The sequence below is a fragment of the Janibacter sp. LM genome (assembly GCF_039631275.1).
Classification (GTDB): domain Bacteria; phylum Actinomycetota; class Actinomycetes; order Actinomycetales; family Dermatophilaceae; genus Janibacter; species Janibacter terrae.
This window is the reverse complement of record NZ_JBDIVG010000044.1, coordinates 1-17,736: the sequence shown is the minus strand read 5'-3', so window position 1 is coordinate 17,736 and position 17,736 is coordinate 1. Positions and strand designations below refer to the sequence as shown.

Below are 17,736 nucleotides of genomic sequence, written 5' to 3'. Positions count from 1 at the left end.
GGCTGCGTGACCCAACCTGTCACCTGATCGTGCAGCAGTCCCACCCGATCCGTGTCCCGCCTGCCTCAGTGCGTGCCTACGTGGTCGTGCTCGTCCTGCGCGTCCTGCTCTTCGCGTTCACGGCGACGCCAGGCCACGACGAGTGCGATGAGCACGACAACCAACGGAAGTACCCAGGCCGGCACCTGAGCGGTCCACTCGGTGACGGCGCGCTGGGCGGAGTACTCGAGGTCGGTGAGGTCTCCCATGCCCAGCGACCCGGTGAGTCCCGCGGTGCCGTCGTAGCGCAGGAACACCACCCCAACGGCGATGAAGAGCAGCCCGGCGAGCAGCGACGTGGTGTGCAGGCGTAGAGCCCCCCAGGACAGGGTCTGACCGCGTAGCCACCGACGGCGGCCGAGATCGAAACGGTCCCACAAGGCCGCCAGGACAAACAGCGGGGCAGCCATGCCGAGGGCGTAGACCGCCAGCAGCGCCCCGCCCTGCCACGGCGAGTCCTGAGTCGCCGCCACCGTAAGAATGGCGCCTAGCACGGGACCCGAGCAGAAGCCGGCGAGCCCGTAGACGGCCCCCAGGAACAGGGTGGACAGCCACCCGTCGTCGCTGCGCGACGACACGGCCGCCTGCAGGCACGCCGCCCCTGGCACGGCGAACCCCCGGCCCACCAACTGCAGCACGCCAAGGCCGATGATCGTCCATCCCGCGATGGCGATCAGCAGCGGACGGTGCCCGTAGAACAGCGACGAGGCAGCGCTCGCGCCGGTGCCGAGCGGCACGAGGGTCAGGAGCAGGCCGAAGTAGAAGACGAAGGTGCGAGCCAGGAGGGCCCGGCGGCTGGCGAAGGCGTAGGCGAAGAACGATGGCAGCAGCAGCGCGCTGCACGGTGAGAGCAGCGCCAGGATTCCGGCCGCAAAGGCGGCCAATACGCCGACCTCACTCATCGACCGGCTTCCTCGGCCGCCTTCTCGATGGTGTGCTCGAACACCTCGGTGGGTTGCGCGCCGATCACTGGCACACCGTTGATGATGAACGCGGGAGTGCCGGTCACGCCGATGGCCTGGCCCTCGGCAAAGTCGTCCTGCACGGCCTGCTCGGCCTCAACGGAGTTAAGGTCGTCGCGGAAGCGGTCCACGTCGAGACCGATGTCCTCGGCCACCGAGACGAGGTAGTCCTCGTCGAGGTTGCCGCTGTTGGGCGGCAACTGATCGGCGTACATCGCCTCCTCGAACTCCCAGAACCGGTCCTGGGCCGCCGCAGCCCGGCCGCCACGCGCAGCCACGGTCGACTCCGCGCCAAGGTAGGGGAAGTCGCGCCACTCGATGCGCAGGGTGCCATCCTCGACGAACTTCTCCACCAGGACGGGTTCGGTGTCTCGGGCGAACTTGCCGCAGAACGGGCACTGGAACTCGGAGTAGGCAACCATCACCACTGGTGCGTCCGCCTCTCCCAGCGCCATCGGGTCGTCGGCATCGCGGCGTACCAGCTGCTCCCAGGAGTCGGGCGGAGCCGCCGAGGCAGTCGCGGGCGCAGCATCGGTGAGTGAGTCCTCCTGCTCGTCGCCGCCTTGCAGGAGCACAACGCCGAGGGCGAGTGCCGCGATTGCAGCGACGATGAGCGGAAGGAGGGGGGTCTTGGGCTTCTCAGGCACGGGCGGGGTCTCCAGACATGGGGGTGGGACAGGACAGCTCTCCGAGCAGCCGGCTACGCAACGCCCAGATGAGGAGCAGGACTGCGGCGGCCTGTAGGACGGGCTGGAACGGCTCGAACCACGTCATCGCGCCGGCGCTTCCCAGAGCGAGCAGCACGAGCTTGTTGCACACCGGGCAGCCCACGGCGAAGTAGGTGAGGAGACCGCCGGCCCAGCCGCCTCGACGGGTGGAGGTCCGGTTGGGCTGGCTGGGAGCGCGCACGTACGTCGCGACGAGCAGGCCGCCGAGCAGCGAGGACATCAGCAGTGACGGCCATGCCCACCACGTCGGCGGAACCTCACGGCCGAAGACCGGCGTGTCGATCAGGTCGGTGGGGATAGCGACGACCAGCACGAAGGCGGCTGCGGCGGCGACGGTGGTCAGCCATCGTCGCGCGGACCAGGTGAGCAGGACCGTCCAGGGCGCGGTCACGACGCGTCTGCCACGACGGGGAGCCCAGCGGTGCGCCACTCGAGCATCCCGTCCTCCAGGCGGCGAGCCTCGACCCCGGCTCCACCCAAGATGCGAACGGCGTCGTGCGCCATCACGCAGAAGCTGCCGCGGCAGTACGCCACCACAGACGGCGCCTGCCGCAACGCCGCGACTTCACCGTCCAACGTGCCCAGCGGCGCGTTCCGGGCGCCCGGGATGTGGCCGGCGAGGTACTCCTCGGGTGGGCGCACGTCCAGCAGGGTGACCTCGCCCGTCGCCAGCATCCGCTCGAGCTCGTCGCGAGTCACCAGACCCACCTCGTCGGAACCGGGAAGGTTGAGGTAGGCCTCGAGGGCCTGGCTGACGTCGGCCGAGCGTTCGCGAGCAACGGTGCGCATCGCGGCGTACAGGTGGGCCACGTCGTCACCGGCGAGTCGGTAGTACACCTTGGTGCCGTCCCGTCGCGTCCGGACCAGGTTGGCCAGCTTAAGCACCTGCAGGTGCGCTGAGACGGTGCTCATGCCCATCCCAGCAGCACGCGCCAGTCCCTCGACTGTGCGCTCGCCCTGCGCGAGCAGCTCGACCAGCTCCAGCCGCTTGGGACTACCGAAAGCCTTCCCCACCACAGCGAGCTCGTCGAACAACCGATTACGTCTGTCCTCAGTCTCCATCATTCCTCCAATGATCTTTGGAGGATTGTATGACACGAGGCAAGGCCACACACGGTGCCCGCAGGGCGGCCGCAGGCCAAGAACAGGTCAGGCGAGGGAGAGGAAGAGCTTTTCCATCTTCTTCACATCTACGGAGTCCACCCCGTCGCCCTCGGCCAGGCACTGCTGCAGGCCGCTCGCGACGATGGCGAACCCGGCCCGGTCCAGCGCCTTGGAGACCGCGGCGAGCTGGGTGACGACGTCTTCGCAGTCACGGCCCTCCTCGAGGAGGCGCAGCACGCCGGCCAGTTGGCCCTGGGCCCGCTTGATGCGGTTGATGACCGGGGTCATCTCGGTGGGGTTGAGCTCCATCAGCTTGGTCCTTCGGAGGAGTTCAGAGCGTCCAGGGCGGCGGCGAGCCGCTCCTTCGCATCAGTGGCGACGGCGTGCAGCGCGTCGTTGTCGGCCAGGCCCATCATCGCGTCGGGGTCGAGCGCCTCGACGAGGGTGGTCGCCTCGTCGAGGGAGCGCACGACCACGTTGCACGGCAGGACCGCGGCGATGGACGGGTCGACGCTCAGCGCTTCGTAGGCGAGCGCGGGGCGGCAGGCGCCGAGGATGACCTGGGGTGCGATGTCGACGTCGAGCTTGGTCTTCAAGGTGGACTTGAGGTCGATCTCGGTGAGGATGCCGAACCCCTGCTCGCCGAGGGCGGCGCGTGTGGCCTGGACGGCGTCGTCGTAGGGCAGCGCGAGCGTGGTGGTGAGGGTGAAGGTGGTCATCAGGCGCTCTTCTTCTGCTCGGCGAGGGCGGCGTCGACGTCGAGGTCGCGCACGCCCGTGATGACCTGTGCGAGCGCTGCGGCCGGCAAGGCGCCGGGCTGGGAGAACACCAGGGTGCCGCCCTTGAACGCCATCAAAGTGGGAATTGAGGTGATACTCGCGGCGGCGGCGAGTGCCTGCTCGGCCTCGGTGTCGACCTTGCCGAACACGATGTCCGGGTGCTCGGTCGATGCCTTCTCGTATACGGGGGCGAACATGCGGCACGGGCCGCACCAGGACGCCCAGAAGTCGACGAAGACGACGTCTTTGTCGGTGATGGTGCGCTCGAAGTTGTCGGCACTCAGGTTGATGGTGGCCATCGGGCCTTCTCCTTTTCGTCAAGGTCCCCGGAGGGTGTACCCGCACAACGAACATACCCCCCACGGTATTCCGTCGCCGCTCACGACAACCCCATCCCAGGTTGCCGAGTCGGCTTCTGCGGCGCCGTCAGCCTCGGGTGGGAATACCCCCGGGGGTGTGTACGGTTACGCAGGTCGATACCCCGCCGGGTATTCAGTCAGAGCCGACGGAAGGATGTTGTAGACCGATGAGCAACCGGATACCCGAGATCGACATCGATCAGCTTGCCGCCGCTTTGAGCGACGAAGCAGCGCTCATCGACGTGCGCGAGGCGAGCGAGTACGTCGCCGGCCGCGTACCGGGCGCAACCCTGATGCCGATGACCCGGCTGACCGCTCACCTTGGCGAGCTCGACAAGACCCGCCCGGTGTACGTCGTGTGCGCGTCAGGCAACCGCAGCGCCGCGATGACGGACCTGCTCGTCAGGAGCGGGTACGACGCGTATTCAGTCGCCGGCGGCACGAGCGCCTGGGCGCGTTCCGGACGCCCGCTCGACACGGGTGCCCCGACCAGCCGCTAACCGGCCCGCAGCCGTATACGCAGACCTAGTCCGCAAGGAGACGAACATGTTCCAGCACACCGATCTGACCATCATCCCGATCGAGACGCCCACTCTGGGTGACCGCAGCTACCTCGTCCACGACGGCGAGGTGGCCTTCGTCGTCGACCCCCAGCGCGACATCGATCGCGTCCTAGCGCTCCTCGACGAGCATGGCGTACGTCTCACGCACGTCTTCGAGACCCACATCCACAACGACTACGTCACCGGTGGCCTCGCGCTCGCGACGCGCACCGGTGCCCACTACCTCGTCAATGGCGAGGACGACGTCTCCTTCACCCGAACCCCCGTAGCGGGCGAAGACGTCGTCGAGGTGGGTGGACGGATGCGCATCACTGCGCTGGCGACCCCCGGCCACACGTTCACCCACCTCTCCTACGCACTGACGGACGGGCTCACGTCCGAGCAGGTCGCCGTGTTCACCGGCGGGTCACTGCTGTTCGGCGCTACCGGGCGTCCCGACCTGCTCGGGGCTGAGCACACCCACGACCTGGTCCGTCACCAGCACGCCTCGGCCCACAAGCTGGCCGAGCTCCTCCCCGACGACGCCGGGGTGTTCCCCACCCACGGGTTCGGCTCCTTCTGCTCGGCCACCCAGTCCGACGCCACGTCGTCGACGATTGGGGAGGAGAGGAAGGCCAACCCGGTCCTGACGCAGGACGAGCAGACCTATGTCGACGACCTGCTGGCCGGGCTCGGGGCCTACCCGACGTACTACGCCCACATGGCTCCGGCCAACGCCGAAGGCCCGTCCGAGCCCGACCTCGCCCTGCCCTCGGTCGCGGACGCCGACGAGCTGCGCGAGCGGATCGAGGCCGGCGAGTGGGTGGTCGACCTGCGCACCCGCGCCGCGTTCGCAGCCGGCCACGCGCCCGGGACGCTCAACTTCGGCCTCGACGGCGGCTTCGCCACGTATCTCGGCTGGCTCATCGCGTGGGGCACCCCCGTTACCCTCCTCGGCGAGAGCGCCGAGGATGTTGCCGAGGCGCAGCGCGAGCTGGTCCGCATCGGCATCGACCGTCCCTCCGCCCACGCCACCGGCGGCCCCGAGCAGTGGAGCGAGGGCGAGCTCAGCTCGTTCCCGACCGCCACGTTCGCTGACCTCGCCCAGGTGCGCCACCACCGCGAGGTTGTCGTGCTGGACGTGCGCCGCGCCGACGAGCACGACGCCGCGCGCATCGCCGGGGCCGTCAACGTGCCCATCCACGAGCTGCCCCAGCGTCTCGTCGACGTCCCGGCCGGGGAAGTGTGGGTCCACTGCGCCGGCGGCTACCGCGCCTCGGTTGCTGCGTCGTTCCTGTCCGCTGCTGGGCGGAACCTCGTCGCCGTCGACGACTCCTTCGACAACGCCGAGAAGGTCGGACTCCACCTGGTGGGACCCGAAGCGTGACCTTCGCACTCCTGGCCGCCGCCGTCGTCGCTGGTGCGCTCATCGGGCTCAGCCTGGGCGCGCTCGGCGGCGGCGGGTCCATCCTCGCCGTCCCGGTGCTCCTCGCGCTGGGACAGACCGCAACGCAGGCCACCACCGGGTCCCTGGTCGTCGTGGGCGTCACCTCCCTTGCAGGTGTCGTGACCGCCTACCGCGCCGGCAACGTCCTCCTTGCCCGCGGCGTCGCGTTCGGAGCCGTCGCGATTGCTGGTGCCGTCGTCGGGGCACACGCCTCGGCGGCCGTGTCTGAGGCCGTCCTGCTGACCGCCTTTGCGGGCCTCATGCTCGTCGTGGCCACCCTGATGACCGTCCGGCAACTGCGCAACCGCCGCGGCGCGACCGCGGGAACCCACGCCGACCGGCCCCGGCTGGACGACCCCATCATCACGTTCAGTCCCACCTTCATGTGCCAGTGCCCGCGAGCCCTGAAGGTCCTCGTCACCGCCACCGCCGCAGGCCTGCTCACCGGGTTCCTCGGCGTCGGCGGCGGGTTCCTCGTCGTCCCCGCCCTGGTCCTCGCCCTGGCGCTCCCGATGGGCTACGCCGCAGGCACCTCCCTCGTCGTCATCACCATCACCAGCACAGCTGCCCTCGCCACCCGTGCCGGCACCGGCATCGCACCCGACTGGTGGCTCGTCGTCGGCCTCACCGCCACCGCCATCGTCGGCTCTGTCGCCGGTGCCCGCCTCGCCGCACGCACCGACACCGCCCGGCTCTCGGCCGCCTTCACCGTCCTGGTCCTCCTCGTCGCCGCCTACACGGCCGCGACCGCCGTCCCGGCCCTGATCTGAACCGTCCCCTCGACGTCTCGGCGCTGGCTCCAAGGCCCGTGACACGAACGCCGCATGCCCATCCACACGTACATCCCACAGAAACGAGTTCCGCTCATGACGTCGACGGCCGCCCGCCGCCACGCAAGTTCCGCACCCGAGTCCGACCCCGACCCCGACGGCATCGGCTACCGCCCCGGCCCCCTCGGCCGCCTCGGCGTGTGGGTCACCCACCACCGCCGCCTCACCGCAGGCATCTGGCTGCTGCTGGTCGTCGGCCTCGGCGCCTTCGCCCCGAAGGTCGAGGCCAGCCTGTCCGGCGCCGGCTGGCAGGCCGACGGCTCCGAGTCCGTCGCCGTGCGCGAGCTGGCCACAGAGAGCTTCGGCGGCAACGCCAGCTCCGCCATCCAGGTCGTCGTGCACAGCACCGACGGGCCCGTGACCGAGGGCCAGGGCCAGCAGGTCATCGACGAGGTGACCGCACTGCTCGAGGACGAGCCCCGCATCGCCGACGTGATCGCCCCACAGCCCGGCGCGTCGCTGAGCGAGGACGGCTCGACCGCCGTGGTCCTCGCCGGCGCCGGCGCCGACCCCAACGAGATGGTGCGAGTCGCCGACGACATGAAGGCCGAGCTCGAGGCCCTCTCGGGCGACGGCATCGAGGTCAACCCCACGGGAGCCTCGTTGCTGTGGTCGGACTTCAACGAGGCCAACCTCGAGGCGATGCTGAAGTCCGAGATGGTGTCGTGGCCGGTGACGCTGGCCATCCTCGTGCTCGCGTTCGGCGCTCTTGTCGCCGCTGGCCTCCCCCTCATCCTGACCCTCGCCGGCCTCGTCGCCTCGGCCGGCTCGCTGGTGCTCATCAACGAGCTCGTGCCGGTCTCCATCTGGGCGATGAACTTCGCGATGATGTTCGCCCTCGCGCTCGGCATCGACTACGCGCTCTTCCTCGTCGTGCGCTTCCGGGCCGCCCGGATGGGTCACCACGAGACCCCGCGGCAGGCGATCACGGAGACCATGGACACCGCCGGCAAGGCCGTCCTCCTGTCCGGGCTCACCGTGCTGGTCTCGCTGTCGGCCGTGATGCTCGTGCCCTCACCCTCCTTCCGGTCCATGGCCGGAGGCATCATGCTCGCGGTCGTATTCGTGCTCGCGGCGACCCTGACCCTGCTCCCCCTCGTGCTCTACGTGCTCGACCACCGGATCAACAAGCTGGCACTGAAGTGGGTCCACACCGGCGAGCACCGCTCGGCCAGGTTCGCCGCATGGGGCGAGCGCCTCTGGAAGCGCCCGATCGCGTTCGGCCTCGCCTCGGCCGTGGTCCTGCTCGTCCTCGCCGCGCCGGTCCTCGGCCTCAGGACCGCGATGCCCTCGATCCAGGTCCTGCCCGAGGAGGCGAGCGCCCGGATCGGCTACGACCAGGTCAAGGAGGCCTTCGGCGACGGGGCTCCCGGCACCCTCCAGGTGGTCGCCGACACGGCGGACGCCGAGGCGACGTACGACGTCCTGAGCGCGGACGCCGGCATCGCCGGCGTCATGCCCGCCCAGCCGGCGGCCGACGGCAGTGACGTCGTCCTCCTGCAGGCGGTCCCCACGGTCGACCCGTCCGACCCCGAGCTCGGCACGACCGTCGACCGGCTGCGCGACGACCTGCCCGCATCGGCACTCGTCGGCGGCGCGGCAGTGGAGAACCTCGACCTCAAGACCCAGCTCGACGACTCCACCCCGCTCGTGATCGGCGTCGTGCTCGCCCTGGGCTTCCTGCTCCTGCTCGTCGCCCTCCAGGCCCCGCTGATCTCGCTGCTCGGCACCCTGGCCAGCCTGCTGTCGACCGCAGCGGCCTTCGGCGTCGCCCGCCTGGTGTTCCAGGAGGGCATCGGTGCGGACCTGCTCGGCTTCGAGTCGCAGGGCTTCCTCGACGCGTGGGCACCGGTCTTCTTCTTCGCGATGATCTTCGCGATCGCCATGGACTACACCGTGTTCCTGCTCGCCTCCGCCAAGGAGCACTACGAGAAGTCCGGCGACCCGCGCGAGGCCATGGTCGGCGCACTGGCCCACTCGGGTCGGGTGATCTTCGCGGCGGGAGCCGTGATGGTGGCGGTGTTCTTCACCTTCGCGCTCTCCGGTCCGCTGCCGCCCAAGGAGATGGGCATCGTGCTCGGCGTGGCCGTGCTCCTCGACGCCTTCCTGGTGCGCCTGGTGCTGCTGCCCGTCATGCTGCGCCTCACGGGCAACGCTGCGTGGTGGAGCCCTCGCTGGCTGACCCGCGTGCTGCCGAAGATCACCTTCTCCCACGGCTGAACCACCGACCCTCCACACCTCCCACCACACAGAACGGAGCACTCCCATGTGCCGAGCAACCCGATGCAAGACCTGCGGCAAGACCACCTGGGCCGGCTGCGGCCAGCACATCAGCCAGGTCAAGGCCGGCGTCCCCGCAAAGGACTGGTGCAACGGCCAGCACACCGCCGACGAGAAGGCGACCGCCGGCACCGGCGGCGGGTTCTTCTCCCGGCTCTTCGGCCGCTGACCCCCTCAGACCGGTGGGGGCGTGCCTTCCCCCGGGCGCGCCCCCACCACCCCTCTCGATGCAGCCCCTCGATCCAGCCCTCCCCACCGACAGGACCCCCGATGAACCTCGACCGCGCCGTCCTCGCCCTCGCCGGCACCATGACCGTCGCGAGTGTCGCGCTGGCGGCCTTCAGCTCCACCTGGTGGCTGCTGCTGACCGCGTTCGTGGGCCTCAATCTGCTCCAGGCGAGCATCACCGGGTTCTGCCCGGCCGCCCACGTGTTCCGCAAGCTCGGCGTCGACGCCGGCTGCGCCTTCCGCTGACGTCGTCCGGAGGGCGTGCGTACCCGCCGCGACGAGTGCGTTGCGCAGGTGCATCACTTCGGGTCCTTAAGTCTGTCAAGCGCGGGCCGCCCTTTCTCGACGCGCAGGTGCATTCCGTCCCATAGGGCGATCCAGCTCGAGCTCTACCAGGCCCAGGTCCACGACGGCCCGTGCGTCGAGACGATCGAGAGGGGCAAGAGCATCGCGGTGACCGGTGAGTCCGAGCTCTCGGACCGGTGGCCCGACTTCGGCCGCGCGATGGCCGCCGCGGGGTTCACGACCGTGCTGGCCTCCCCGATGCGCTGGCACGAGCGCGTGCTCGGCGGGCTCAACCTGTTCTGGCGCACCTCGCGGACCCCGACCCAGGACGAGCAGGACCTCGCCCAGGCCTTCGCCGACATCGCCACCCTCGCGCTCATGCAGTCGCACACGGCCGACGACCCCGACGCGGTCGCCCAGCGCCTGCGGGCAGCCCTGCAGGGCCGGGTGGTGATCGAGCGCGCCAAGGGCGTGCTCGCGCAGACCGACGGCATCGAGATGGACGAGGCGTTCGCTCAGCTGGTCCAGGTCAGCGACGAGTCCGCGCGACCGCTGTCGCAGGTGGCACAGGAGGTCCTCGACGAGATCGTCATGCCACGTCCCTGAGTTTCTGCATCGCCCGCAGAACTCGTGGCGCGCGGGCATCGTCATCGGCACGCGTAGCGTGGCCACGGCGGGATCGCCTGAGGAAAGGAAAGTTGCCCGGCGCGCATCGAGTCTCTTATGGCGGGTGCTGATTCCCTTCCAAATAAGCCATCCGACCTTTGGTGTTTCGGCATCCAGTTCGCGCGGTATCCACGACTCATGCGCAGATACCCGGGGGGAAGGGTCAGCCCGCGACCCGACGGCTTCGTTGGCGAATGACGTCAACAGCGGAAGGGCGGCGGGGTGCGTCACTGGTTTGGAGCGGATGCGTCCGTCGCTAGGGCAACACCGCCCGGCCGGCGTCCGGCGACGATCATGAGCGCGGCACCGATGACACCAGCCAGCAAGGACCCGGCGAAAATGCCGACCTTGGCTGTCTCGGTCAACGTCGGGTCCTTGTAGGCGAGGTCGGCGATGAACAGCGAGACGGTGAAGCCGATGCCGGCCACTGCCGCGACGCCTACGACGTGCAACGCCCCGACGCCCTGCGGCAACCGACCCAGACCGGTACGGACCGCAAGCCACACCGCGGCACCGATGCCGACGATCTTGCCGAACACCAGTCCGAGAGCGATCGCCCACGGCAGCGCAGTGCTGGCTGCCTCGCCCAACAAGCCGCCCCCGAAATTGACGCCTGCGTTCGCGAGCGCAAAGAGCGGCACAACTACGAACGCTGACCAGGGGTGCAACCTGTGCTCGAGGGTGGCCAGAACGTTGCGGCCGCCCACGTCGCGCGCCGGGGTGAGGAGACCGAGCGCCACGCCAGCGATGGTCGCGTGGACCCCTGACTCGAGGGTCGCAACCCACACCACCACGCGACCAGGGCGTAGGGCCAGATGACGTTGACGCCCAGCCTGCGCATGACCACAACCACAGCGAGTCCAACCACGGCACCAGCCAGCCAGGACATCGAGACGGACTCGGCGTAGAACAGTGCGATCACCGTGATGGCGATGATGTCGTCGACGATCGCGACCGAGAGCAGGAGCAGCTTGGCGCCCGCTGGAATGCGGTCGCCGAGGAGGGCCAGCACTCCGACGGCGAAGGCGATGTCCGTCGCCATCGGGATGCCCCAGCCGGCGCGCGCCTCCCCGCTAGTGAGCGCCACGAAGATCAAGGCGGGCACGACGACGCCTCCTAAAGCGGCGGCGGCCGGAAGCGCTGCGGCGCGGGCGTCGCGGAGCTCGCCGATGGCCAGCTCCCGCTTGATCTCCAGCCCGACCACGAAGAAGAACAGGACCATCAAGCCGTCGTTTACCCAGTGCTGCAAGTCCTCGGTGATGGCAGTGGGGCCCCAACCGATCGTCAGGTACTGGCCCCAGAAGTCGAAGTAGGAGTCCGAGACCGGACTGTTGGCCCACACCACCGCAAGCACCGCTCCGGCCACCAGGACGATGCCGCCAGCGGCCTCGTCATGCAGGAAATCCTGCAGGGCGCCAAGCGGTCGCTTCGGCGCTCGTGTTGGTGGCATCTAGCCGCTCCTCGATGTCGGTGCGCCGGCGTGCTCCGCCGTGATACTGCCGATGGATTCAGTGAGCGTCGTCGGGGTTCCGCGTGTCGCGCGGTATTCCGCCGGGGTGAGACACGTGACCGGTCTGGTGTTCGGGGTGTTCCTCTCCGCGACGGTCGTTTCGGGTTGCGTAAAGACTCGTCGAGGTCACCACAGCAAGGATGCCGATGATCACGCCCAGTGATGCCAACGTGGGGATCTCCGGAACTCCGGGCCACACGCCATGCGCCCAGTGCAGCACCAGCTTGACGCCGATGAAGGCCAGGATCGCAGCCAGTCCGTAGCCAAGGTGCACCAGCTTGCTGAGCGCCCCCTCCAGAACGAAGTAGAGGGCGCGGAGACCGAGCAACGCGAACGCGTTGGTGGCGAAGACCAGGAAGGGGTCACCCGTGATGCCGTACACCGCCGGCACCGAGTCCACGGCGAAGACGACATCCGTGGCCAGCACGGCGAAGACGACCAGCGCGAACGGGGTCGCGCTGCGCCTATCTGCCTGCCGAACCAGCATCCGGGGACCGTGGTAGTCATCGGTGACCGGCATGAATCTGCGCAGCAGGCGCACCGAGCGCATCGAGGACACGTCAACCTCATTGCCGTGCCCGGACCGTTGGTCGCGCAGGATCTTCACCGCGGTCGCGAGGAGGATCGCGCCGAACAAGAGGAACGCCCAGCTCAGGTTCGCCAGCACTGCAGCACCGAGGGCGATGAAGATACCGCGCAGGACCAGCGCCCCGATGATCCCGTACAGAAGCACCCGCTGCTGGAGCTCCCGTGGTACGGCGAACGCGGACAGCAGCAGCATGAAGACGAACAGGTTGTCCACCGAGAGGGACTTCTCGACCAGGTACCCGGTCAGGTACTCGACTCCCCGGGTCGACCCGAACTCGGCCCAGACGTAGGCACCGAATGCCAGCGGCAAGGCGACGTAGAAGATCGACCATCCCACGGCCTCGCGCATCGAGACGTCGTGCGGCCGGCGCGTGACGACGAAGTCGAGCGCGAGCAAGGCGATGACACCGCCGATCGTCGCGGCCCACAGCATCGGCGTTCCGATCGTCTCCAAGTTCCTGCTCGGGCCTGCCGCAAGCACGACGGGGCCTATGGGAGTCACGTTTTTCAACCTCCTATTGGTGCCATGGCCGGCCCACGATACCGCGCGGCGATCCGTCCTCCCGCGGCGCCACTGGCGGGGTAACTTGTCACTACCCTCTCTCAGTCGTCTCATGCGTTCGGCACCGCGCGTCGGCGCCTGGCTCACTGCCACGCACTGCGGACGCGGAGCGCTAACTAGATGAATGCTCAGGCACGTTGGTCGAGATCGTGCGACGGCACGGTTTGGTCCGTAGATGGGCGAAGGCCTCCCCGGTGTGGAGTGGAGCCGTCTAAGCCTCGATCCACCGATGGGCCGGGTTGGGATGAGTTGATCGTGGCCGTCGTGGGGTAAGGGCGCCGAGACGTGACGGTCCGCCGGACCTATGTGTCCGGGGTGTTCCACTGGGTGTCCTCGGTCGCGCAGCGGGGCTGCTGGGTGGTCAGGCCGCGAGGTAGGAGGGCGGGTCGCTGACCCGGTCGAACAGTGCTGTCCAGGCGGTCTCCCAGGGCCAGGCTTGTGGCAGATGCAGGGTGACCCGGCGGGCGGAGGTCGCGACCCGTGCCGGCACCGTGATCAGCTTGCGACGGATCGTCGCGGTGGTGGCCTTCGTCAGCTGCGGGTCGGTCAGGCTGGCTGCAGCACGGGTGAGGTTGAACGCGATGACCACGAGCACCAGCCAGGCCGCGTTGGCGGTGAACACCCCCGACGGCAGGTGCGCCAGAACGGCGCCTTTGAGGTCGGCGTGAACCTGCTCGATGACCGCATGCCCACGATGGGTCTTGTCCGCGACGACGGTATCCAGCACGTCGGGGTCGGAGGTGGTGAAGAACGCGTGGAACCGCCAGGTGTCGAACAGGGTGTCCTGGCCAGCGGCCTTATTCTTCTCGGCGTTGAAGTCCGGGATCCATCGGACCACGAGCCGGCCCGGGACGGGGTCGGTCTTCGTCTGTGCGGCGAACGCGGTGAAGTCGATCTCGGCGACCTCGGCCCGTGAGATCCACCGCTGGCTGGCCTCGTCGAAGACGGCGTCGGTGTACTCGATGGTGGTCCACGCATCGTCGCCGATGGTGGTGATCGCGGCCTTGACCCGCTTGTCCATCCGCACGGTCACCGACACCGCGGCCCCACCGGACAGTGCAGCGTGCACTGGGCCGCGGCCATAGAACGCCGATTATGCCGAGGTCCTCGTTATGCCGATGTCGACGCCGGATCCGTTGTGGTGGGCGGTGAACGACCTGCCGAGGTCGGCATAATCAGAGGGCTTCGAGGAAGGTGAGGAGTCGGTCGCTGGGCTGGTAGCGGCCGGGCTGGGTGCCGGTGGGGGCGGTGCGCGCGAGGGCACGTTCCTTGAGCGCCAGGTCGGCATGTAGGTAGATCTGTGTGGTCTCGCTGCTGGCGTGCCCGAGCCACAAGGCGATGGTCGTCACGTCGACGCCGGCTTCGAGCAGACGTATGGCCGCAGTGTGTCTCAGGACGTGTGGCGTGACCCGCTTTGCCGTGAGCGAGGAGCTGGTGCTGGCGGCCGTGCTGGCGTGGACTTTCAGCCGGGCCGATACTGCGTCACGGCTCATCAGGTCACCGGTCCGGGTCGGAAACAACGGAGCGTCCGGCTCACCAGGGATCTCCTTGGTCCAGGTGCGCAGGAGGGCGACGGCCTCGGCGGTTATCGGTGTGGTCCGGTCCTTGCGGCCCTTGCCATGGCAGAGGAGGTGAGCGCCAGCACCCAGGTCTAGATCGCCGCGGGTCAAGGCGGTGAGCTCGGAGACTCGCAACCCGCTGGTGACTGCGAGCAGGATCCAGGCGCGATCTCGTCGCCCGGTCCAGGTGCCTGGATCGGGGGCGCCCAGTAGGGCTGTGGTTTCTGCACGGCTGAGATAGGTGACCTGGGGTCGGTCGTAGCGTTTGGGTGGGATCGCGAGGACCCGAGCGATCATCTCGGCGTGCTCGGGGTGACGCAACGCGGCAAAGGTGAACGTGGAGTGGATTGCTGCGAGCCGGCTGTTGCGGGTGCGGACGGTGTTGCCGCGCTCGTTCTCCAAATGGTTGAGGAACGCGCCGATCAGAGCCGCATCGAGGTCAGCGATGTCGATCTTGATCGGCGGGATGCCGGTGCGCTCGGTGGTGAAGGCGAGCAGCAGGCGCCAGGTGTCGCGGTAGGCAACGACGGTGTGCGCACTGGCGCCGAGTTGGTGAGCCAGCCGGTCGGTGAAGAAAGCCTGCAGCGTTGGCGCGAGGACAGTCATCGTTCGACCTCCGCATCATGGGCGGCCAGTCGCTCGGCGGCCAGAGCCATCAACTCGGGAGCGGCGTGCAGATACCAGTAGGTGTTGGCCGGCTCGGTGTGCCCGAGGTAGGTGGAGAGCACCGGAAGCCGCTCGCCGACATCGGCTCCAGCACGGTAGGCATCGAGCAGGGTGTTGACCGCGAACGAGTGGCGCAGGTCCGTCATCCTCGGACGACACGCGCTCGAGCGAGACACGATGCCGGCTCGTGCGGTGAGCTTCTGGAACACCTTGCAGGCGTTGTCGTAGGTCAACCGGGTGCCGGTCGTCGAGATCAGGAGTGCCGTTGTCCCAGGCAGGGCAGCGTCGTTCCGGAGCGTCAGGTAGCCACGCAGCTCATCGACCACAGTGGCGTGCAGCGGGAGCAGGCGTGTCTTGCCGAACTTGGTGCCCCGGACGGTGAGGGTCCCGGCGTCGAGGTCGAGGTCGGTGACCTCGGCCCGGGTCGCTTCGCCGGCGCGCATCCCGGTGACGGCCAACAGCCCGATCAACGTCTGGAAGGTCGCAGACCTCATCTGTGGAGTCAGGCCAGCCGCGGCGTTCATCAACGCCCGGATCTGGTCTTGCGAATACAAGTAGGGCGCGGCTCGTGTGGGGCGCATCGGCAGCAACCCAGTCGGTGGGACCTGGATGCCGGGGTCGAATGCCTGGGCCCACGTGGCGAACCCACGAACGGCACTCAACCGGGCTCCATGCCAGCGAGGGTTCACACCGGTGGGCGACTTCGCCCACGTGACCGCGTTCTCGGCGGTGATCGTGGATGCGTGGATCTCCTCGAGGTAGTCCACGTACTGGTTCAAGAACCGCTCGTGCTCGACGAGCTTGTAACCCAGGCTGCGGCGTAGCCGCAGATAGTCATCGACCTGGCCGCGCAGCCTACTCATTGCTGACCTCCCGAGGTAGGCCACGGCCGAGCGATCTGGACGAGCCGATGATGATCGACCTTGGCGTAGATCTCGGTGCTTGCTCGCGAACGGTGACGTAGCAGCTGGCCCACTTCGTCTAGGGATGCGCCCTTGCTCAACACGTCGGTGGCCAGTGTGTGACGAAGCAGGTGTGCATGGACCGTGCCCAGCCCGGCGCGCTTGGCCGCCCGGCCCACCATGGTGCTGACGCTCTTGTGGCTCAACGCCTGGTGGGGCGCCTTTGCCCGGATGAACACCGCCCGCACCGACGGCGAATACGGTCGCCCATGTTCGAGATATCGCGACAACGCGGTCCCGACGTCGACCGACAGTGGGAGCTGCTCATCGCGGTTTCCCTTGCCGTGGACCATCACCGTCCCGGCCCGCCAGTCGATGTCATCTAACTTCAGACCAGCAACCTCACTGGCACGAAGTCCCAGTCGGGCCAGCAGGGTCACGATCGCGAAATCGCGTCGCCCCACGGCGGTGGACTGGTCACAGGCATCCAGGAGTGCCTGCACCTGGACCGGAGCCAGTCCGATCGGGAGCCCGGTCAGTTTCCACGACGCTACCGTCGGGACGACCGATGCCAGTGGTCTGGTGATCACACCGCTGGCGTGAAGGAACGACAACAACGCCCTCAGCGCGGTCACCGTCGACCTTGCCGGCGCCTTCGACAAACCAGGCAACCAGTCGGCGACGAAGCAACCGACATCGGCAGCGGTCAGCGACTCCAGTCCCAATTGGCCGCCCTGCGCGCGGTCGACGAGGAACGGCCGCGCCCGAACGACGTAGGTCTCGACCGAGACCTCGGCCAGTCCCCGCTCGACCAGCAGGTAGTGGCGGAACTGGCGTTCGATCGCCTCGACCGCAGATTCCTCCACCTTCTCCTCGTCGTCAGGGACCGCTCCCATCCGGCGAAGCAACTCCAGCCCCGCAGACAACGCCTTGACCGAGTACAGGTAGCGGTGAGTCTGTCCGCGCACCCGAAGGAACTCCTCGATCCTGTCCGGGGTCAACTCCGACGCAGTCAGCCCTTGGCCATCCAGCCACCGGCTCACCTGAGCCCACAACGCCAGATGAGAAGTCGCCGTCGATGGTGCGTACCCCAGTGTTGTGAACTCCGCCCGCAGGTCGTCGACATACCCGGCCAACGGCCTTGAGAACTGCCTGTTCCAGTAGTTGCTCATGATCGCCTCTCCTTCATATTCGGAGAGGCGAGCGTCGCTCAGGAGCGCCCGGTTATGCCGACCTCGGCAGGTCGTTCACCGCCCACCACAACGGATCCGGCGTCGACATCGGCATAACGAGGACCTCGGCATAATCCGCGTTATGCCGATATCGGCATAACGCCGAGTCCATCCGCACCAGGTGCTCTGCGCCACACATTCCCCGCTGTTGGCGGCCCTGCCGGGTGCCCGGATCCTTGAGGTTGAAGCGCCCCAGGTTCTCTGCCGCTCTCATACGGGCTGCGGCTCGGGGTTGAGGGCAGCGTAGTGGGCGTGCTCGTACTCGATGGGCGGGATGTGGCCCAGCGAGCTGTGGAGCCGTCGGGCGTTGTACCAGTCGACCCAGCCGGCGGTGGCGTACTCGACGTCCGCGATGCTCTTGAACGGCCCATCGTGGAAGACGGTGGTGCGGATGCACTCGGCCTTGTACAAGCCGTTGATCGTCTCCATCAGCGCGTTGATGCTCCTATAGATCGTCAAGTCGATCAG

Annotated in this window: 19 protein-coding genes and 2 pseudogenes; 7 read left to right on the top strand and 14 right to left on the bottom strand. The window is 68.3% G+C overall.

Annotation, left to right across the window (positions count from 1 at the left end; genetic code table 11):
- Positions 1–65: 65 nt before the first annotated feature.
- The 7 genes from ABC138_RS16740 to trxA all read right to left on the bottom strand — a co-directional run bounded on the left by ABC138_RS16740 (position 66) and on the right by trxA (position 3,911).
- A complete protein-coding gene (locus tag ABC138_RS16740) occupies positions 66–941 on the bottom strand; it encodes a cytochrome c biogenesis CcdA family protein (protein WP_345914392.1) in 876 nt (291 codons plus the stop codon).
- Positions 938–1,648, bottom strand: coding sequence for a thioredoxin domain-containing protein (locus tag ABC138_RS16735; RefSeq protein WP_345914391.1), 711 nt, complete (start codon positions 1,646–1,648; stop codon positions 938–940). The genes ABC138_RS16740 and ABC138_RS16735 overlap by 4 nt, the downstream gene beginning before the upstream one ends.
- The gene (locus ABC138_RS16730) at positions 1,641–2,120 is read right to left on the bottom strand and encodes a hypothetical protein (protein WP_345914390.1); all 480 of its coding nucleotides are present in this window, start codon (positions 2,118–2,120) and stop codon (positions 1,641–1,643) included. The genes ABC138_RS16735 and ABC138_RS16730 overlap by 8 nt, the downstream gene beginning before the upstream one ends.
- Positions 2,117–2,794, bottom strand: coding sequence for a metalloregulator ArsR/SmtB family transcription factor (locus tag ABC138_RS16725; RefSeq protein ID WP_345914389.1), 678 nt, complete (start codon positions 2,792–2,794; stop codon positions 2,117–2,119). The genes ABC138_RS16730 and ABC138_RS16725 overlap by 4 nt, the downstream gene beginning before the upstream one ends.
- Positions 2,795–2,878: 84 nt before the next feature.
- The gene (locus tag ABC138_RS16720; RefSeq protein ID WP_345914388.1) at positions 2,879–3,142 is read right to left on the bottom strand and encodes a metal-sensitive transcriptional regulator; all 264 of its coding nucleotides are present in this window, start codon (positions 3,140–3,142) and stop codon (positions 2,879–2,881) included.
- Entirely contained in the window at positions 3,142–3,552 is a 411-nt protein-coding gene (locus ABC138_RS16715) for a DUF302 domain-containing protein (RefSeq protein WP_345914387.1), read from the bottom strand. Before ABC138_RS16715 ends, ABC138_RS16720 begins: the two co-directional genes overlap by 1 nt.
- Positions 3,552–3,911, bottom strand: coding sequence for a thioredoxin (gene trxA / locus ABC138_RS16710; RefSeq protein WP_345914386.1), 360 nt, complete (start codon positions 3,909–3,911; stop codon positions 3,552–3,554). The genes ABC138_RS16715 and trxA overlap by 1 nt, the downstream gene beginning before the upstream one ends.
- Positions 3,912–4,138: 227 nt before the next feature.
- On the opposite strand from trxA, the gene ABC138_RS16705 reads away from it, so the two are divergent.
- The 7 genes from ABC138_RS16705 to ABC138_RS16675 all read left to right on the top strand — a co-directional run bounded on the left by ABC138_RS16705 (position 4,139) and on the right by ABC138_RS16675 (position 10,189).
- Positions 4,139–4,471 carry a rhodanese-like domain-containing protein gene (locus tag ABC138_RS16705; protein ID WP_345914385.1) on the top strand — a complete coding sequence of 111 codons (333 nt, stop codon included), beginning with the start codon at positions 4,139–4,141 and terminating at the stop codon, positions 4,469–4,471.
- A 46-nt stretch (positions 4,472–4,517) separates the two neighbouring features.
- Entirely contained in the window at positions 4,518–5,900 is a 1,383-nt protein-coding gene (locus ABC138_RS16700; protein WP_345914384.1) for an MBL fold metallo-hydrolase, read from the top strand.
- Positions 5,897–6,730: a sulfite exporter TauE/SafE family protein gene (locus ABC138_RS16695; RefSeq protein WP_345914383.1), complete on the top strand. Its 834-nt coding sequence runs from the start codon at positions 5,897–5,899 to the stop codon at positions 6,728–6,730. Before ABC138_RS16700 ends, ABC138_RS16695 begins: the two co-directional genes overlap by 4 nt.
- A gap of 54 nt (positions 6,731–6,784) precedes the next feature.
- Positions 6,785–9,010 (top strand): MMPL family transporter, encoded by a 2,226-nt coding sequence (locus ABC138_RS16690; RefSeq protein ID WP_345914382.1) that lies wholly within the window; start codon positions 6,785–6,787, stop codon positions 9,008–9,010.
- Between the two features lie 46 nt (positions 9,011–9,056).
- A complete protein-coding gene (locus ABC138_RS16685; RefSeq protein WP_345914381.1) occupies positions 9,057–9,239 on the top strand; it encodes a hypothetical protein in 183 nt (60 codons plus the stop codon).
- A 101-nt stretch (positions 9,240–9,340) separates the two neighbouring features.
- On the top strand, positions 9,341–9,544 hold the full coding sequence (locus tag ABC138_RS16680; RefSeq protein WP_345914380.1) for a DUF2892 domain-containing protein: 204 nt from the start codon (positions 9,341–9,343) through the stop codon (positions 9,542–9,544).
- A 15-nt stretch (positions 9,545–9,559) separates the two neighbouring features.
- Positions 9,560–10,189, top strand: a complete 630-nt coding sequence (locus tag ABC138_RS16675) for a GAF and ANTAR domain-containing protein (protein ID WP_345914379.1) — start codon at positions 9,560–9,562, stop codon at positions 10,187–10,189.
- Positions 10,190–10,476: 287 nt separating this feature from the next.
- Here ABC138_RS16675 and nhaA read toward each other — a convergent pair.
- The 7 genes and pseudogenes from nhaA to ABC138_RS16640 form a co-directional block, all read right to left on the bottom strand.
- Positions 10,477–11,699: pseudogene (nhaA, locus tag ABC138_RS16670) on the bottom strand (Na+/H+ antiporter NhaA).
- Positions 11,700–11,757: 58 nt separating this feature from the next.
- The gene (locus ABC138_RS16665; protein ID WP_345914393.1) at positions 11,758–12,780 is read right to left on the bottom strand and encodes a TerC family protein; all 1,023 of its coding nucleotides are present in this window, start codon (positions 12,778–12,780) and stop codon (positions 11,758–11,760) included.
- Positions 12,781–13,270: 490 nt separating this feature from the next.
- Positions 13,271–14,008: pseudogene (locus ABC138_RS16660) on the bottom strand (transposase); the annotation flags it as partial.
- Positions 14,009–14,084: 76 nt separating this feature from the next.
- The gene (locus ABC138_RS16655; protein WP_345914378.1) at positions 14,085–15,074 is read right to left on the bottom strand and encodes a tyrosine-type recombinase/integrase; all 990 of its coding nucleotides are present in this window, start codon (positions 15,072–15,074) and stop codon (positions 14,085–14,087) included.
- A complete protein-coding gene (locus ABC138_RS16650; RefSeq protein ID WP_345914377.1) occupies positions 15,071–15,997 on the bottom strand; it encodes a tyrosine-type recombinase/integrase in 927 nt (308 codons plus the stop codon). The genes ABC138_RS16655 and ABC138_RS16650 overlap by 4 nt, the downstream gene beginning before the upstream one ends.
- Positions 15,994–17,208, bottom strand: a complete 1,215-nt coding sequence (locus ABC138_RS16645; RefSeq protein ID WP_345914376.1) for a site-specific integrase — start codon at positions 17,206–17,208, stop codon at positions 15,994–15,996. The genes ABC138_RS16650 and ABC138_RS16645 overlap by 4 nt, the downstream gene beginning before the upstream one ends.
- Positions 17,209–17,478: 270 nt before the next feature.
- Positions 17,479–17,736 (bottom strand): integrase core domain-containing protein (locus ABC138_RS16640; protein WP_345914375.1); only part of this gene is annotated, 258 nt, incomplete at its 5' end.

Excerpts from the sequence above, each read along its gene's own strand:
- ABC138_RS16705 (WP_345914385.1), top strand. The coding sequence starts at position 4,139 with ATGAGCAACCGGATACCCGAGATCGACATCGATCAGCTTGCCGCCGCT.
- ABC138_RS16720 (WP_345914388.1), bottom strand. The coding sequence starts at position 3,142 with ATGGAGCTCAACCCCACCGAGATGACCCCGGTCATCAACCGCATCAAG.
- ABC138_RS16690 (WP_345914382.1), top strand. The coding sequence starts at position 6,785 with ATGCCCATCCACACGTACATCCCACAGAAACGAGTTCCGCTCATGACG.
- ABC138_RS16700 (WP_345914384.1), top strand. The coding sequence starts at position 4,518 with ATGTTCCAGCACACCGATCTGACCATCATCCCGATCGAGACGCCCACT.
- ABC138_RS16645 (WP_345914376.1), bottom strand. The coding sequence starts at position 17,208 with ATGAGCAACTACTGGAACAGGCAGTTCTCAAGGCCGTTGGCCGGGTAT.
- ABC138_RS16685 (WP_345914381.1), top strand. The coding sequence starts at position 9,057 with ATGTGCCGAGCAACCCGATGCAAGACCTGCGGCAAGACCACCTGGGCC.
- ABC138_RS16655 (WP_345914378.1), bottom strand. The coding sequence starts at position 15,074 with ATGACTGTCCTCGCGCCAACGCTGCAGGCTTTCTTCACCGACCGGCTG.
- ABC138_RS16715 (WP_345914387.1), bottom strand. The coding sequence starts at position 3,552 with ATGACCACCTTCACCCTCACCACCACGCTCGCGCTGCCCTACGACGAC.
- ABC138_RS16665 (WP_345914393.1), bottom strand. The coding sequence starts at position 12,780 with ATGCTGTGGGCCGCGACGATCGGCGGTGTCATCGCCTTGCTCGCGCTC.
- ABC138_RS16725 (WP_345914389.1), bottom strand. The coding sequence starts at position 2,794 with ATGATGGAGACTGAGGACAGACGTAATCGGTTGTTCGACGAGCTCGCT.
- ABC138_RS16680 (WP_345914380.1), top strand. The coding sequence starts at position 9,341 with ATGAACCTCGACCGCGCCGTCCTCGCCCTCGCCGGCACCATGACCGTC.
- ABC138_RS16650 (WP_345914377.1), bottom strand. The coding sequence starts at position 15,997 with ATGAGTAGGCTGCGCGGCCAGGTCGATGACTATCTGCGGCTACGCCGC.
- trxA (WP_345914386.1), bottom strand. The coding sequence starts at position 3,911 with ATGGCCACCATCAACCTGAGTGCCGACAACTTCGAGCGCACCATCACC.
- ABC138_RS16740 (WP_345914392.1), bottom strand. The coding sequence starts at position 941 with ATGAGTGAGGTCGGCGTATTGGCCGCCTTTGCGGCCGGAATCCTGGCG.